This is a genomic window from Capnocytophaga sp. oral taxon 878, from assembly GCF_002999135.1.
Taxonomy (GTDB): Bacteria; Bacteroidota; Bacteroidia; order Flavobacteriales; family Flavobacteriaceae; genus Capnocytophaga.
The window spans coordinates 148,451-163,552 of sequence record NZ_CP027229.1 but is presented as its reverse complement, the minus strand read 5'-3'; the positions used below and the strand labels follow the sequence as shown (position 1 = coordinate 163,552).

General features: G+C 37.5%; 15 protein-coding genes and 1 tRNA gene. 5 read left to right on the top strand and 11 right to left on the bottom strand.

Translation table 11 applies throughout. From position 1 onward, the window contains the following. Nucleotides 1-63 precede the first annotated feature (63 nt). The 11 genes from C4H12_RS00805 to C4H12_RS00755 form a co-directional block, all read right to left on the bottom strand. Complete coding sequence (locus C4H12_RS00805; RefSeq protein WP_106097225.1) at nucleotides 64-543, bottom strand: biopolymer transporter ExbD; 480 nt, start codon at nucleotides 541-543, stop codon at nucleotides 64-66. 11 nt (nucleotides 544-554) lie between these two features. Continuing rightward, the gene (locus C4H12_RS00800) at nucleotides 555-1,169 is read right to left on the bottom strand and encodes a biopolymer transporter ExbD (RefSeq protein WP_106097224.1); all 615 of its coding nucleotides are present in this window, start codon (nucleotides 1,167-1,169) and stop codon (nucleotides 555-557) included. 9 nt (nucleotides 1,170-1,178) lie between these two features. Beyond that, nucleotides 1,179-1,661, bottom strand: coding sequence for a hypothetical protein (locus C4H12_RS00795; RefSeq protein WP_106097223.1), 483 nt, complete (start codon nucleotides 1,659-1,661; stop codon nucleotides 1,179-1,181). 35 nt (nucleotides 1,662-1,696) lie between these two features. Next, nucleotides 1,697-2,428, bottom strand: coding sequence for a MotA/TolQ/ExbB proton channel family protein (locus C4H12_RS00790; RefSeq protein WP_106097222.1), 732 nt, complete (start codon nucleotides 2,426-2,428; stop codon nucleotides 1,697-1,699). Between the two features lie 68 nt (nucleotides 2,429-2,496). After that, a tRNA-Ser gene (locus tag C4H12_RS00785) sits at nucleotides 2,497-2,584 on the bottom strand. 63 nt (nucleotides 2,585-2,647) lie between these two features. Then, nucleotides 2,648-3,676 (bottom strand): asparaginase, encoded by a 1,029-nt coding sequence (locus C4H12_RS00780; protein WP_106097221.1) that lies wholly within the window; start codon nucleotides 3,674-3,676, stop codon nucleotides 2,648-2,650. Next, nucleotides 3,666-4,793 carry a 1-acyl-sn-glycerol-3-phosphate acyltransferase gene (locus tag C4H12_RS00775; RefSeq protein WP_106097220.1) on the bottom strand — a complete coding sequence of 376 codons (1,128 nt, stop codon included), beginning with the start codon at nucleotides 4,791-4,793 and terminating at the stop codon, nucleotides 3,666-3,668. Before C4H12_RS00775 ends, C4H12_RS00780 begins: the two co-directional genes overlap by 11 nt. A gap of 64 nt (nucleotides 4,794-4,857) precedes the next feature. Beyond that, nucleotides 4,858-5,619 (bottom strand): TatD family hydrolase, encoded by a 762-nt coding sequence (locus C4H12_RS00770; RefSeq protein ID WP_106097219.1) that lies wholly within the window; start codon nucleotides 5,617-5,619, stop codon nucleotides 4,858-4,860. 5 nt (nucleotides 5,620-5,624) lie between these two features. After that, on the bottom strand, nucleotides 5,625-7,253 hold the full coding sequence (locus C4H12_RS00765) for a DUF6138 family protein (RefSeq protein WP_106097218.1): 1,629 nt from the start codon (nucleotides 7,251-7,253) through the stop codon (nucleotides 5,625-5,627). A 2-nt stretch (nucleotides 7,254-7,255) separates the two neighbouring features. Beyond that, complete coding sequence (locus tag C4H12_RS00760; RefSeq protein WP_305764013.1) at nucleotides 7,256-8,197, bottom strand: YhcG family protein; 942 nt, start codon at nucleotides 8,195-8,197, stop codon at nucleotides 7,256-7,258. 88 nt (nucleotides 8,198-8,285) lie between these two features. Then, complete coding sequence (locus C4H12_RS00755) at nucleotides 8,286-9,500, bottom strand: DUF6051 family protein (protein ID WP_106097217.1); 1,215 nt, start codon at nucleotides 9,498-9,500, stop codon at nucleotides 8,286-8,288. A 550-nt stretch (nucleotides 9,501-10,050) separates the two neighbouring features. Between C4H12_RS00755 and C4H12_RS00750 the strand changes: the two genes are divergently transcribed. The 5 genes from C4H12_RS00750 (at nucleotide 10,051) to C4H12_RS00730 (ending at nucleotide 15,055) form a co-directional block, all read left to right on the top strand. Beyond that, nucleotides 10,051-11,289: a sulfate adenylyltransferase subunit 1 gene (locus tag C4H12_RS00750; RefSeq protein ID WP_106097216.1), complete on the top strand. Its 1,239-nt coding sequence runs from the start codon at nucleotides 10,051-10,053 to the stop codon at nucleotides 11,287-11,289. A 91-nt stretch (nucleotides 11,290-11,380) separates the two neighbouring features. Continuing rightward, complete coding sequence (rocD, locus tag C4H12_RS00745; protein WP_106097215.1) at nucleotides 11,381-12,625, top strand: ornithine--oxo-acid transaminase; 1,245 nt, start codon at nucleotides 11,381-11,383, stop codon at nucleotides 12,623-12,625. Between the two features lie 92 nt (nucleotides 12,626-12,717). Beyond that, nucleotides 12,718-13,527: an enoyl-ACP reductase gene (locus C4H12_RS00740; protein ID WP_106097214.1), complete on the top strand. Its 810-nt coding sequence runs from the start codon at nucleotides 12,718-12,720 to the stop codon at nucleotides 13,525-13,527. Further along, nucleotides 13,524-13,733: a membrane protein insertion efficiency factor YidD gene (gene yidD, locus C4H12_RS00735; RefSeq protein WP_106097213.1), complete on the top strand. Its 210-nt coding sequence runs from the start codon at nucleotides 13,524-13,526 to the stop codon at nucleotides 13,731-13,733. Before C4H12_RS00740 ends, yidD begins: the two co-directional genes overlap by 4 nt. 641 nt (nucleotides 13,734-14,374) lie before the next feature. Next, on the top strand, nucleotides 14,375-15,055 hold the full coding sequence (locus C4H12_RS00730; RefSeq protein WP_129588193.1) for a hypothetical protein: 681 nt from the start codon (nucleotides 14,375-14,377) through the stop codon (nucleotides 15,053-15,055). The last annotated feature ends 47 nt before the right edge of the window (nucleotides 15,056-15,102 follow it).

Below are 15,102 nucleotides of genomic sequence, written 5' to 3'. Positions count from 1 at the left end.
AAGAAATCCGCAAGGTTAGAAAACTTTCGCGGATTTCTTTTTTATTATAATAAACAATTATTTTTATTTATTATTAAGTGGAGAACCTTGATGTACAATATAAGTAAGTTTCAAAGCATTTACATCTTGTAATTTCTCACGAATATCACTTACAAGTCCCATATTGGTATCAGCATCTACTTTCAAGGCTGTAATAAAGATATCACGTAAACCTTCACGTAAGCCTTCTCTGTAGTTGAGAATGTAGTGACCTACTTCAGACACATCAATAAATTTATCATTTACCTGAATTTTGGCATTTACACCAAATTTAGACTGATACTTAGGAAGAGGTTTCCCTGCGTACATATAAACAACGGGGTCTTTCTTATCCAACTTTTGTACCTGATCAGCTACAGGCAACTTATTCTGAACCATCAAATCACTATCTTTTGATTCTGTTACAGTCATAAAGAAAAACAAAAGCATAAAAATAATGTCAGGCAAAGAAGCCGTTGAGATAGGAGGCGTATCGCCACTTTTCTTTTTTGTGAATTTTGACATAGTCTTTAATTTTAGTGTTTTTTAGGTGCAGTTTCCAAGAGCTTTCTTGGGTAAAGTTCCTGCAATTTCAATATTACGGGCTCTAACTGTGCTTTACGCTCTTTTGGCGTACGAGCAGCGTTAAACTCCTCTTCAATTTGTTCGTAAGGTACTTCATTAGGATACAAACGTTGGCGTTGCCGCTCACGTAATTCATTATAAGCTTTGATAAGCTCATTTTGTACAGCTACGTAAGTTTTGTATGATGTTTCTCGGTCATTACGCAAAGTAATGATAGCCTTATCAGGGTTGTCTGATGAAGTTGCTAATTTATCACCTTTGCAGTAAGCGCAAGTTCCATCGCCGTTGTTATCCAAAAAATCGAGGGCAGTTTGCTTAACATCCTTTAGTTCTTTTATCTGGTTATTGATAAGCAACTGGTTATTTTTATTTACAACTACTACCAATACGTTTTTCTCTTTTACCACTGGTGGTTCTGGAGCGTCGGCAGGTTGTTTAGGAGGCAATTTTACAGTAATCCCTGAATTGCTTTCAATGGTTGTTGTTACCAAAAAGAATATCAACAGCAGGAAAGCAATGTCAGCCATTGACCCTGCATTTACCTCAGGTATTGAACGTTTTGCCATAGTTTTTTGTTATTTCATTAGTGCTTTTTTCACGTTAGAGGCAACGAGAGCTACAACAGCTACTGCTACCAATAAGTACAAAGCTATTAAACCGGTGCTTACCCCTTTACGTACAGATTCACTTGCTTTTTTCACTTCTTCACTAGCATTAGCTTCTACACTTCCTGATGAGAAAATGTAAGCTACAAGAAGAACAAGAACAAAAGCACCTGTATAGATAAGCGTTTTTTTCAGTGCTTTAGGTGATGAGGCTATGCTAAGAGAAGCTGATACTATTACAGATACAAGCACAATAGCTACTATAAAGTAAGTAAAGTAAAGAGTAAAGCTTAGCAAACCTTGAAAGCTAACAGCACCCCAAAGATTCCAGAAGTTATTTTTCACTTCCTCAACAGGAGTTCCTGCAGGAGTATATAGTACGGATAACCATATCCATAGTAATATACCTAGCACTCCTAATGCTATTGATGCGTATTTTGCTATTTTATACATACTTAAAAGTTTTTTTTTAAAGTAGGGTGAGTAAATTATTTTATTTTTCTTGCTACTAATAGGTCGATAAGTGAGATAGAAGCATCTTCCATATCATTTACAATAGCATCGATTTTAGCGATAATGTAGTTATAGAAAATTTGTAGAATCATCGCAACTATCAAACCGAATACAGTAGTAAGCAAGGCAACCTTAATATCACCAGCAATAAGTGAAGCATCCAAACCACCAGCAGAACTAATCTTATCGAACGCCTCAATCATACCAATTACGGTTCCCATAAACCCTAACATTGGTGCAATAGAGATAAAGAGCGAAATCCAAGAAACATTCTTTTCTAATTGTCCCATTTGTACACCACCATAAGATACTACTGATTTTTCAACCATATCAATACCTTCAGATGCACGGTCTAATCCTTGATAGAAGATAGACGCTACAGGGCCTTTAGTGTTACGGCATACTTCTTTTGCAGCTTCAACACCTTTGCTATCCAAAGCTTCTTCAATATCAGTAATAAGTTTTTTAGAGTTTGTCGTTGCCATATTGAGGTAAATAATCCTCTCAATAGCTACTGCTAAACCGATAATTAAGCAGAGCAAGATAGGAGCCATATACATAGGTCCTCCCTCAATGAAACGTTCTTTGAATACTTGGTGGAAGCTTTTGCTTTGTTGAGCCGCATCTGATACTTCCTGTGCACTAACCATTGCTACGTTTAGAACTAGCATTGCTACTAAAAGTAGCTTAGATGACATTTTTTTCATTTGATTAATCTTTTTAAATTGTTAGTTAATAATTCAATTTTTAATTAATGTTATAAATTTGAAAGAAGCAGAGAGGAAGGGATTCGAACCCTCGATACACTTTTGATGTATATACACTTTCCAGGCGTACTCCTTCAACCTCTCGGACACCTCTCTATTTCTGAACGCCAAAGTAACAAAATATTTTTGTAACTGACAAATTTTTTTCTTAATTTTTTATTAAACTTCCCCAACTATACTTTCTTCAAATTTGATTTTGAACAAGTTAGGAGAAATATTTTTTTTCAATAAAATCATCATTTTAGTAATAGCCGACTCTGTTGTAATATCTTTTCCATCTATTATTCCCATTGTTTTGAGGGCTTCACTAGCGGCATACTTGCCCATAATCACACTTCCACCACTACATTGGGTTACATTCACAATGTGTATTCCTTTACCAATGGCTTTTCGCAAGCATTCCAAAAACCATTCATCAGTGGGAGCATTACCCGAACCGTAGGTTTCTAACACCACTCCTTTTAATCCTTCAATACTAAAAAAAGCATTTAGTAGTTGTGGTGTTATGCCTGGAAACATTTTGAGTATAGCTACCTTTTGTTCAAACTCTTTCCATACTTTTAGAATAGTATGAGGTTTAGGTTTAAACAAATTCTCTTTCATTACCTTTAAATGTACTCCACTTTCAACCAACAAAGGGTAATTAGGAGAGGTAAAAGCCTGAAAGCGTTCTGCATTTACCTTAGTAGTACGATTACCTCTATATAGCTTATATTCAAAATAAAGTCCCACCTCACGTATTACCGATTGTCCTTCCTCTTTTAAGGCTGCAAGCTGTATAGAGGTTATTAGATTTTCCTTAGCATCAGTGCGTAAATCGCCAATAGGGAGTTGTGAGCCTGTGAATATTACAGGTTTTGACAAACCTTCTAACATAAAGCTAAGAGCTGAAGCAGAATAACTCATCGTATCACTGCCATGTAGTACTACAAAACCATCATAATTAGTATATTCCTTTTCTATAACTTCAGCTATAGCTACCCAATGTCGTGGATTCATATCAGATGAATCAATAACTTTTTCAAAGGAATGTACCGATATTTGGCAATCTAAATGTGATAACTCAGGGATACGCTTATAAAGGTTGTCAAACTCAAAAGCACGTAATGCTCCTGTTTGATAATCTTTTATCATCCCGATGGTACCACCAGTGTAGATAAGCAATACTTTTGAATTATTAGTTTCCATTCACTTTATTTTTTACAGGGTTGGCATACATTTCCAAAAACTTAGTACGTGAGATATCATCTTCAGCTAACTTATTCATCCGAAGCTGAAACTGTTGTTTTTCTTCATTCGTGTAATGCTTATTATATATATAGGTGCCATCTTGCAAGTCAGCTGCAATATAGTTAGGAGGGAACAGCTGGTATTGCTTATGAATAGCAGCATCCAAACACTCTGCAACTGCTTGTAATTGTTTATTTAGGTGCTGATGTTCAGCTTCAATAATATCTAACTCTTTACTTAAGGGTTCTCCTACTGCAATATGTACACGCCCTTTTTTCCCTATAAGCCCTTGAATAATATTCTCAAAATCTTCCTTATTAGTTTTTACATAGGCTTCTCCTTTGTGTTGAGCTATAAGAGCTGGTATTTTAAGAGCATCAGTAGGATCAAACTCATAAGAAATAGCCATAGGCACTATATGTAGGCTCTTGAGATATTGCAAAGGCGAGAGTCCTTCAATAGCATTTAGAGTAAGCATTTTTAGTACTCCCTGCTGGGTACGATCATCACCATTTTTGGTACGTCCCTCACGTTGTGCTAGCCATACACTGCGATGATTCTCGGTAATGCAATCATAAATATATTCAGACACTAGCTTAGAATGTTCCAAAGCCTCTCGAGGAGGCAAACTTCTGTATATTATGATATTGCGGTTAAGCATCGCCAGTATTTTTAAATACTTTTTGCGCAAAAGGTTATCGCCCATAGCCGAAGCCGTCATTTCAAGTCCATTATTATGCAAGGCTACATTCAGCAGTGAAGTATCTAAAATAATATCACGGTGATTAGAGATAAAAACATAAGACTTTTCAGGATCAAGATTTTCAAAACCTTCATAAGTAAATTTTGAAATACTCTTTTCTATTGCTTTAACAACCACCTGATACATTATATCAATTTGAAAATCACTTACTTTTTGGCACGATAGCAATTTTCGTTCGCGTTCCTCAGGAGTGCTTTCAGGAAAAGCATAAGCCAACATAGCCTTAATCAAAGAATTGTCTTTAATTTGGCGCAGTGCTTCAGGCACCTCGTTATCATAAAAAGGGCGTATTGACTTGTAATAATCTTCCATTTGAGTTTTTCTTTGTTATGCGTAACAAGAGGCAAAGTAACAAAAAATTTTTGATAATATACAATTAAATGTTAAATATTTTTTTTGCATTCACTGTAGTTTGCTGAATTACATTGGTTAAGGACTGACAATAAATATCAGAAATCTTATCAGCCACTTGCAAAATATAAGCTGTTTCATTACGCTTTCCTCGGTAAGGTACCGGAGCTAAATAAGGAGAGTCTGTTTCTAAAACTATATGCTCTAAAGGTATATTTTTTAAAAACTGATCTATTTTCCCGTTCTTAAAAGTTACTACTCCTCCTATGCCCAAGTGCAAACCGTAGCTTATAGCGCGATGGGCTTGCTCTTCAGTTCCCGTAAAGCAGTGAAAAACGCCAAAAAGCCCCTCCCCTTTTTCTGTTTCTAAAACTTCAAAAACCTCATCAAAGGCATCTCTACAGTGTATTACTATGGGAAGCTGATGTTTTTTTGCCAGCTGTATTTGCCAAGCAAAAGCCTCTTGCTGTTCTTTTAGGAAAGTTTTATCCCAATAGAGGTCAATCCCTATTTCGCCAATGGCACAGAAAGGATGTGTAGGCATTAAAGCTTCTACGTGAGCTAGTTCCTCTTTATAATTTTCTTTCACACTACAAGGATGTAGTCCATTCATAAGTGACACAAAATCTGGATAATTAGCTTTGAGCTGAAACATCTGCTGGGTGTAGGTACTATCAATAGCGGGAATGCAGCAATGTTTTATCCCTGCTGTTTGGGCACGTGCTATCATCTCAGCACGGTCATTATCAAATTCTTCCGAATATAAATGTGTATGGGTATCTATCATTTAATTTATTTTTTCTTCCACTGTTTGCCATAGATGGCATAGTAAATCTCCTCTTCGTAATATTTGTAGAAACCAGGTTCTTTGTTGGCAATAAAAAAGGCTTCTTTTTCTTTGAGGAATTTCGCAAGTAACTCCTTGTTCTCTGGCTTTTCCATTTCTTTTTCCAAATTCTTAAACACCATATCAAACTGTGCTGAGGTGATTCCTTGGCAGATAAGCGGTAAGGATTTTTCATTCACTCCATAACGATCGATAAGGGCGCTCACAAAGTATTTGTGTATCATTTGGTGTTCGTCGTCCAATAGTGCAAAGTATTTGCTAACCAAAGGAAAATACTCCTCTCCTATCAAACCCAAACCAAAGACGGCATAACTACCCGGCATACAGCTTTTCTCGCCTTCTTCTACATCATTATACCACTGAAATTCTTTCATAGCCACCTCAGCATAAGCTACTAATTTAGGGCGCAACTCCTCGTATTGCAGTGCTTGGGCAAAAAAGCGATGGGTAGGCGATTTGGCAATGCCTTTAATGTCTAAAAACTGTTTAGGGGCTTTACTGCTGATCTTGATATAGTAACTGACAGGAAAATCAGCTTTGAGCAGAGCAATGATAAAATCTAAAGCCTTGTCATAAGCCGTGGCTGACTCTTGTTTGATTTTCACACTGATCTGAGCAAAAACATCATTCGCATCACATTCCACTTCACTATCCTTGTAATGGATAAGTTCGTTAGGCAAGATACCTGTCCCCTCTTTGAGGTACATCGCTGCTTTTTTAGAGCCTAATTCCTTAGCGGCACGCTCTAAATCCTCACAAGCAAACTCTACATCCCAACTATATTTTTTGTATTTGATACGCCAAAGAGCTTGTGCCACAAATAGGTTTAGTTTGGCATTATCTATATCTTTTGCTTGCAAACCTTCCTTGAGTGTATATTTCTTTGACCAATCACTTCCTTCTACTTTGTAATATAGTTTCATAAAAACCTTTTCTTTCCACTCTCGTGTATGGTAAAGCAAGCTCCATTGATATTCTTCTAAAGTCTTTTTCCACTTAGGATCTATGAGGGTAATCCCTTTGTTGAGGATTTCAATTACCTTGTCCTCACTATAGCCTGTGAGTTCAAAATCAAAAAGTTTATCAAAGAAAGTATGCACTTCTTTCTCTTTCACTTTCTGGGTAGCCTCATAAATAACCTTTTGTATATAGATATCCAAACGCTCTTTGAGTTCAGCTTTGCGCTCGGGGTGTTCCAATCGCACTTGTTTGCGGGCGTGATGCCCAGTGGCGGTAAGAAAATCAAATACTAAGGTAAGTTTGTACTGAAAGCGATAATAAAACTCAGGGTTGAAGAACATTTGAGTAAATTGTTCTTCCAAAGCAGGAAGCAACTCATTGTCTATAAAATCGTCAGGAAGCTGCTCAAAGTCTTTAATGGTAATAGAAGGACAAGTATATTCTTCCTCATTATTATGAAACTCTATTTTGTTCTTTCTCTGTTTTATTTTGAAATAATCGGTGATACCTTCCCAGAGTTCATTTCTGCCATAAGGCTTTTTAGGAAGATCTAATTCGTCAAAGGCAGTAGCTATTCCTGTTAAGATTTCTTTGATGATGCTTTCTGTGTTCATTATTAATTAGTTATATTTAGTTGTTTTTCTATTTCTTCAATACTTGGCAAAGATGATTTATAATCTTTTGATAACTCATCAAATAATTTATAGGAAGAAATACCTATCGGATTATGTATATCATCTAAAGTATACTGGGCTACTACATCATTTTTATCTTTACAGATTAACAAGCCAATAGTAGGATTATCAGCTTCAGTACGCAACTGTTTATTTATTGCTGTTACATAGAATTTCAATTGCCCTATATGTTCAGGCTTAAACTTGGTTGTTTTGAGTTCTACTACTACATAACAGTGCAATTGCACATTATAAAAAAGCAAATCAATATAAAAATCATCTCCTCCTACATTTATATGCACTTGTTTCCCATAGAAACAAAAGCCCTTTCCAAGCTCTAATAGAAACTTTGTCATATTATCTTCCAAATATTGTTGAAGTTCTTTTTCAGTACATTTTTCGGTTATTGAAAGAAAATCAAACACATAAGGATCTTTAGTAAGCTCTTGGGCTAACTCAGAAGCAGCTATAGGCAGTTCTTGCTGAAAATTAGTAATCGCTTTCCCCTGCCGCTCATATAAATTCAACTCTATTTGATGTTCCAATACCGACCTACTCCAATGGTTTTCTATTGTTTTATAAACGTAGAAAATAGCCTCTTGCATATCCCTACAACGTTGCATAATCATTATATGATGCCCCCAAGGCACTCTAAACAAAGAAACTTCTAATTGGGAAACAAGTTGTTTCCCAATTACATCTTGCTGATTATAAAACAAATACCATTGTCGTATCATCTTTAGGTTCCTATAAGAAAACCCTTTCATCATAGGAAACATCTCACACAAATCAGCACTAAGGGTTTGCAAAAAACCATCACCCCACTTAGCCTGTTCTTGTTTTTCCACTATATCTTTCCCCATTTGCCAATAGAGGCGTAACAACTCACTATTTACTTGTATTGCTGCCTTTATTTGGCTTTGCTGTCATTTCTCCTACAACCACCCTCCAATCTCACGCTTCTCCTACCTCCTATCTATTATAAAACTCCGCTGCCGATGCTACAAAGCGCTCAAAAGCTTCAGTTACTTGTGGGGCGTTTTTAGTAGTAAGGGCAAAGGGGTTCATATGAGAGTAAGGATAAGGAAAATCATCTACTTCAACCTCTATATTAATATTCCGGTAGCCACCTTTCAGGGTATTAAGTGCCTCAACAGGGGGTGTTACCTCATCCTTTTCTAGCACAAAGGCTTTAATCTGTTTCTCCAACTGAGAAAAGCGCTTTTCTCGTTCTTTCTGATAGTAATTATAGCGCAACATTGTTTTAAACCACCCCTCTTCAAAATGTAAGTTACTATCCTGATAATGCTGCAAGCGCGTATCGTTCTTGAAGTTCGTACTAAGCAGCTCCGCAAAGGTCTTTTGCATAGATATAGCCGCTCGCCCATCCATTATATATTTGGAGATAGGAAACATCCTATCAATAGTCATTCCTCCACAGAAACAAAACAATTTGGCATTCGTAAAATACCCCTTAGGGTTGGCCATCATCAAAATTACCGATAAAAAAGAGCCTATCGAGTACCCAAATAAGTTAATTTCGGCATTAGCAGCAATATTCTCCAGCCCTCCTGCCTTAATATCGGTTATAAGCTGTACTATATCGTTATAAGTCTGTAAGCCCGACCAGAATAGGCGTTGCGGGAAGGCATCCAAACGCGTAGAAGTCGCTGCATTCACATAAGATGTATCCGAGTTATCAGCAAATTCACTCATACGTTTTTGAGCAATAGCATACATCTCTTGCCTAGAACTCCAACGCTCGGGCGCACGCCCCATATGGAAGGCTATTGGGAACAGCACTACCGCCTTCCCCGTCCGCTTCGTCAAGGCGTATGCCCAAGGCAGGTACTTATCCCACTTCTTTTCGTTCAAACCGTGAAAAACAATAATTACACCTTCGGCCAATTTTTGCTCCAAAGGCTGCACTATATGATACTGAAAATGAATATTGCACTCTATTTCATAATCAACCCTATCAAGATCATCTTGCGCACGAACACTCTGTGATGAAAACGCAAGATTATGGTCTTTACAAAATAAATGCTCACTCCCTGGCAGGTAATACTTAGCCCCTTCCGAAAAGAAACTATTATGAAAAATACTAATGCCTAGTTCGGGCAAATCACTGTTCTTTCCGGTATCAAAGGCGGTCCTTAGTTTGTTGTACAATTCGTAATATTCCATAGTTGTTAAATGTTTTATATAGGGTGAATAGTTCAAAACCATATCTGCGGGCAAAGATACAAAATAATTAGGAAAATACAATTTACTAAGTCCAAGTTCACAGTAGCTTCTCCCCCTCTTTCTCCTTCCTTAACTCCTTCTTATGCGAAAAATTCATCTATTCCGCCTTTTTATTGCCAATATTTCAAAAAAATCCATTCCCAATTTCACTTCTCCTTCAAAAACACAATTCCTTAATAATCAATCCTTTCCACTACCAAGCCCACCCCAAGCAACCTAAACAATGAACGAACTTATAACGAACTATAAACGAAGGATAAACGAACTATAAACGAAGGATAAGCGTATCTCTCTCTTTCTCAGCATCTTCTCCCCTCAATCCTCTCTTTGCCAAATTCGCAACAAAATCCCTAAAACAATACATTTTCCTCATTTGCTAATTCTCTCATTTGCCAATTTCCTCATTTGCTAATTTGCTAATTCCCTAATTTCCTCATTTGCTAATTCAAAAAATATTCGTACCTTTGCCAAAAATTGAATTTTATCTGAAATGAATATATTACGTTTTATTACCGCCGGTAGTGTCGACGACGGCAAAAGCACCCTCATAGGGCGATTGCTTTACGATAGCAAAAGTATCTTGGCCGACCAGCTTGAAGCGCTTGAACAACAATCAAAAAACAAGAACGACGATGGTATCGACCTTGCCATTCTTACCGATGGACTACGTGCCGAACGTGAGCAAGGTATCACTATCGATGTCGCTTACAGGTACTTCGCTACCCCAAAACGCAAATTCATCATCGCCGATGCTCCTGGGCACACCCAATACACACGCAATATGATTACAGGAGCCTCTAATTCAGAGCTCATTATCATATTAGTCGATGCCCGCAACGGTGTAACCGAACAAACCCGTAGGCACTCCATTATTGCTTCATTGCTCAATATCCGCGAAGTAGTCGTGGCGGTAAACAAAATGGACTTGGTAGGCTATAACGAAGAGGTATTCAAAAACATCCAACAAGAATACGAACAGATAGCCAAGCGTCTGGGAATAAAAAGCGTACATTACTTCCCCATTTCAGCTTTCGTAGGCGATAATATAGTGAATACCACCAATGCAATGCCTTGGTACAAAGGTAATTCCCTTCTAGATTTCTTGGAAAGTATCGAAATAAAAAAAGACAACTACCAGCAGCCTCGCTTTCAAGTACAGTACGTAATCCGCCCACAAACAGAAGCCCTACATGATTACCGTGGCTATGCAGGCGAAATCATTTCCGGTACATATCACAAAGGAGATAAAATCATTATTGAACCCGAAGGAATAAGTACCGAACTTACCAAAATAGAACACAACGGCACCGAAGTAACCCAAGCTCAAGCCGGCGAGCCTGTAGTACTACATATTAAAGACGATATCGACATCTCTCGCGGCGATTACTTCGTAAAAGAAGATACCGAACCTCAAAAAGGACAAGATATAGAAGCCGTAGTATGCTGGATGGATAAACGCGAATTACGTGAGGGTAACAAATACTTGTTACAACAACGCAGCAAAATCGTAAAGGCTATAGTCAAAGAAATAGAGTACAAAATAGATGTAAATACCCTCAACCAAACACCCGATGTTGAAGGAGTAAAACTCAACGAAATAGCCAAAATAAGACTTAAAACAGCCTCTCCTTTGGTCTATGACGCCTTTCAAGAAAACCCTCCTATGGGCAGCGCCATTCTTATCGACGAGACCAGCAACGCCACAGTAGCAGCCCTAATGATAAGTTAAAACTCTTACCACTCAAAAAAGGTATGAAAATGCTACAAGGTGTGAGAAGAAAAGGTATTTTATAGCTTAAAAACAATAAATAACATACAATATGACAACACAAAAATTAACCTCAGAACAAGCTATGGCTCTGGAAAATCAGTACGGAGCCCATAACTATCACCCACTGCCTGTGGTGCTTAGCAAAGGCGAAGGCGTATACGTGTGGGATGCCGAAGGAAAGCGCTATTACGACTTTCTTTCCTCATACTCTGCCGTCAATCAAGGGCATTGTCACCCCCGTATTATAAAAGCCTTAACCCAGCAAGCCCATACCCTTACCCTTACCTCCCGAGCCTTTTATAATGATAAGTTAGGAGCGTACGAAAAGTATATTACACAGTACTTCGGCTTTGAAAAAGTACTACCTATGAACACAGGAGCCGAAGCCGTCGAAACAGCTATTAAAATATGTCGCAAATGGGCTTACGAGCAAAAAGGTGTCCCCGAAAGCGCCGCTACTATCATAGTATGCGATAAGAACTTTCACGGCCGCACCACTACCGTAGTCTCTTTCTCATCCGATAAAAACGCACGCAAAAACTTCGGACCATATACACCTGGTTTCATTTCAATACCCTATGACGATTTAGCAGCTTTAGAACAAGTCCTTGCCGATAACGCTGCTACTGTGGCAGGATTTTTGGTAGAGCCTATACAAGGTGAAGCAGGCGTATACGTCCCAGCCGAAGGCTATTTAAGCAGCGCCAAAGCCCTATGCGAAAAATATAACGCCCTCTTCATTGCCGATGAAGTACAAACAGGCGTAGCCCGTACCGGCAAGCGTTTAGCGGTAGACCACGAACAGGTAAAACCCGATATATTAGTATTAGGAAAAGCCCTTAGCGGAGGTGTATATCCCGTAAGTGCCGTCTTGGCCGATGATCGTATTATGCACGTCATTAAGCCCGGCCAGCACGGTAGTACCTTTGGCGGAAACCCCTTAGCAGCTGCAGTCGCTATCGAAGCCCTACAAGTAGTAAAAGATGAAAATCTAGCCGATAATGCTGCCCGATTAGGAGAAATTTTCCGACAAGAAATAGGCACATATATTAAAAACTCAAAAATAGCATCACTAGTACGTGGTAAAGGACTCCTAAATGCTATTGTAATTAACGATACTGAAGATAGTGATACTGCGTGGGATATATGTCTAAGAATGCGCGATAAAGGCTTATTGGCAAAACCTACTCACGGTAATATTATTAGGTTTGCCCCTCCCTTGGTAATGAACGAAACAGAACTAAGAGAGTGTATCAATATTATTATCAGCACCTTAAAAGAATTTGAAAAGTAAAACATACAATATAACCTCAGGGATAATATCACTCCCTAGTAGTTTTGAGTATACAGAAAATAATTAGAGACTAATAACTAAAGACTTAAAAAATGTACAATTTATTAAAAGGAAAAAGAGGCATCATCTTTGGTGCTTTAGATGAAAACTCTATTGCTTGGAAAACAGCAGAACGCGTACACGCCGAAGGCGGTAAGTTTGTACTTACCAATGCCCCTGTAGCAATGCGCTTAGGACAAATAAAAAACTTAGCCGAAAAAACAGGCTCCGAAATAATCCCTGCCGATGCTACTAATATGGACGACCTTCAAAATTTAGTAACCAAAGCAATGGAAATATTAGGTGGTAAGTTAGATTTCGTATTACACTCTATCGGTATGTCCGTAAATGTACGCAAAAATATCCCTTACACCGAGTCTAACTATGCTAATACCGAAAAAGGTTGGGATGTATCAGCCCTTTCTTTTCATAAAGTTTGTCAGGTATTGTACAAAAACGATGCTATGAATGAGTGGGGCAGCATCGTAGCCCTTACCTATATGGCAGCACAACGTACCTTCCCCGATTATAACGATATGGCCGATAACAAAGCATACTTAGAGTCTATAGCACGTAGCTTTGGCTATTTCTTTGGTAAAGACAAAAAAGTACGTGTGAACACCATCTCTCAATCACCTACCCCTACTACTGCTGGGCAAGGTGTTAAAGGCTTTGACGGTTTTATTGCCTATGCCGATGCTATGTCTCCTCTGGGTAACGCTACAGCTCAAGATTGTGCTGACTATACTGTGAGCCTATTCTCCGATCTTACCCGCAAGGTAACAATGCAAAACCTCTATCACGATGGAGGCTTCTCCAATACAGGAGTAAGCCAAGAAGTAGTTGAACGCTTTTCTAAATGAAATATCTCTTCATCTACCTTGTGCGCTTCTACCAAGTAGCCATTTCGCCTCTCAAACCACCTACATGTAGGTACACCCCTACCTGCTCACAATACACCTTAGAAGCCCTACAAAAACACGGACTACTAAAAGGCGGATGGCTCGCTATAAAGCGTATATGCAGCTGTCACCCTTGGGGTGGTAGCGGTTACGATCCCGTACCTTAAATAATTAGAAATTATATTCGGCACAACCTATAAACAATCCCACTGCGGTTACTATCAGTACACCTCAGTGGGATTACCTATTTCCTATCACCCAGCTTCACAAATACTACACCTCCCCTCCCCTAATCGTCTCCAACTAATCTCAGTTTTCTCATTAAAAAACAACACTTACAGCCACCTCTTCTCCTTAAAAAAACTTAATGTCTTTGCTGTCAAAAGATATTATGAATAGTTGTTTTATAGAATCATTTAAAGGTCTAGAAGATCATAAATGAACTAATAAAGGTAACTTCAGACACAGTTTACAAGAAATTATATTACCGACTATCAGCGCACTATTATGCGGATTTCAGACTTATGAACTAATAGAATATTTTGGAAAAAACAAAAAAATATATTTTTTTAGTGATTGTACATCAACGTTTTATATATTTTAAAAATATTTTTTAAGAAAACATTTTATTCCAAAAAATATTATTACTTTTGTAGCAGAATCTTTAAAAAAACATTTTTCACGAGTACAAAAAATAAGCAAAGAGCTTAATTGGCACTTGCCGAGCTTGAAAAAGAAACAGAGTACAGGTTCCCGATATTTTCACGAAAGAAGTGTTTTATATGAAGTTATTAAAAAATAGTAGGCTATGAGTAGGATATTATTATTTTTAGGTATTTTATTGTGTTTTTTACCCTCTGCCTTTTCGCAAGAACTTCCAGATGTAGTAATGGTAGGAGAAACAGACCATAAGCATTTAAAAGAAACAAATGATAATTATTTTTTAAACGCTATTAGGCGTATGGAAATAACTTACATCCCTTCTCAAAGATTTGTAGACACAGACTGTGAACGGTTATGTTTACCTACCAGTAAGCTTTTTACTTGTTTTTCAGAGGGGAATTGGAGTTTTGGTTGCTCCTATCCGTTTTTAACATCACAAGATGATGAGATAATAATTTTTTCTAATTTTCGTTTTGATAATTCTATCAAAAAACAAGAAGAACAAATAAAAAAACTCCTAAAAGATAATTTTCAATATTTAGGAAAAGATGTCAAGGATTGGAAAAAACTCGTTTCTTTTTATCCTAAAAAAACGGCAAAAAAACAATTCAATACCGATATGGTTTTCAGATATACCATTCCGCTTTTTCCAGAAGATGTCATAAATAGAAACGGCAAAGAATTCAAATATACCGAGAAATTTTTCATCTGGAATAAAAAAGTCGGGTTTATTGATTTAACTTGTTTTTACACCGAAAAAGCTAAGCAGAGCTTTAATGAATATTGGTATGAAGTAGAAAAAATGTTTGAGTATCGAGGGAAATAATTCTGGATAATAAAAAAACTTTAAAATACAAAATAAAATCCGCCAAT

Bases quoted from the DNA above. Each gene is read 5' to 3' on its own strand.
- C4H12_RS00805 (WP_106097225.1), bottom strand. From the start codon at position 543: ATGTCAAAATTCACAAAAAAGAAAAGTGGCGATACGCCTCCTATCTCA.
- C4H12_RS00800 (WP_106097224.1), bottom strand. From the start codon at position 1,169: ATGGCAAAACGTTCAATACCTGAGGTAAATGCAGGGTCAATGGCTGAC.
- C4H12_RS00795 (WP_106097223.1), bottom strand. From the start codon at position 1,661: ATGTATAAAATAGCAAAATACGCATCAATAGCATTAGGAGTGCTAGGT.
- C4H12_RS00790 (WP_106097222.1), bottom strand. From the start codon at position 2,428: ATGAAAAAAATGTCATCTAAGCTACTTTTAGTAGCAATGCTAGTTCTA.
- C4H12_RS00780 (WP_106097221.1), bottom strand. From the start codon at position 3,676: ATGGAAACTAATAATTCAAAAGTATTGCTTATCTACACTGGTGGTACC.
- C4H12_RS00775 (WP_106097220.1), bottom strand. From the start codon at position 4,793: ATGGAAGATTATTACAAGTCAATACGCCCTTTTTATGATAACGAGGTG.
- C4H12_RS00770 (WP_106097219.1), bottom strand. From the start codon at position 5,619: ATGATAGATACCCATACACATTTATATTCGGAAGAATTTGATAATGAC.
- C4H12_RS00765 (WP_106097218.1), bottom strand. From the start codon at position 7,253: ATGAACACAGAAAGCATCATCAAAGAAATCTTAACAGGAATAGCTACT.
- C4H12_RS00755 (WP_106097217.1), bottom strand. From the start codon at position 9,500: ATGGAATATTACGAATTGTACAACAAACTAAGGACCGCCTTTGATACC.
- C4H12_RS00750 (WP_106097216.1), top strand. From the start codon at position 10,051: ATGAATATATTACGTTTTATTACCGCCGGTAGTGTCGACGACGGCAAA.
- rocD (WP_106097215.1), top strand. From the start codon at position 11,381: ATGACAACACAAAAATTAACCTCAGAACAAGCTATGGCTCTGGAAAAT.
- C4H12_RS00740 (WP_106097214.1), top strand. From the start codon at position 12,718: ATGTACAATTTATTAAAAGGAAAAAGAGGCATCATCTTTGGTGCTTTA.
- yidD (WP_106097213.1), top strand. From the start codon at position 13,524: ATGAAATATCTCTTCATCTACCTTGTGCGCTTCTACCAAGTAGCCATT.
- C4H12_RS00730 (WP_129588193.1), top strand. From the start codon at position 14,375: ATGAGTAGGATATTATTATTTTTAGGTATTTTATTGTGTTTTTTACCC.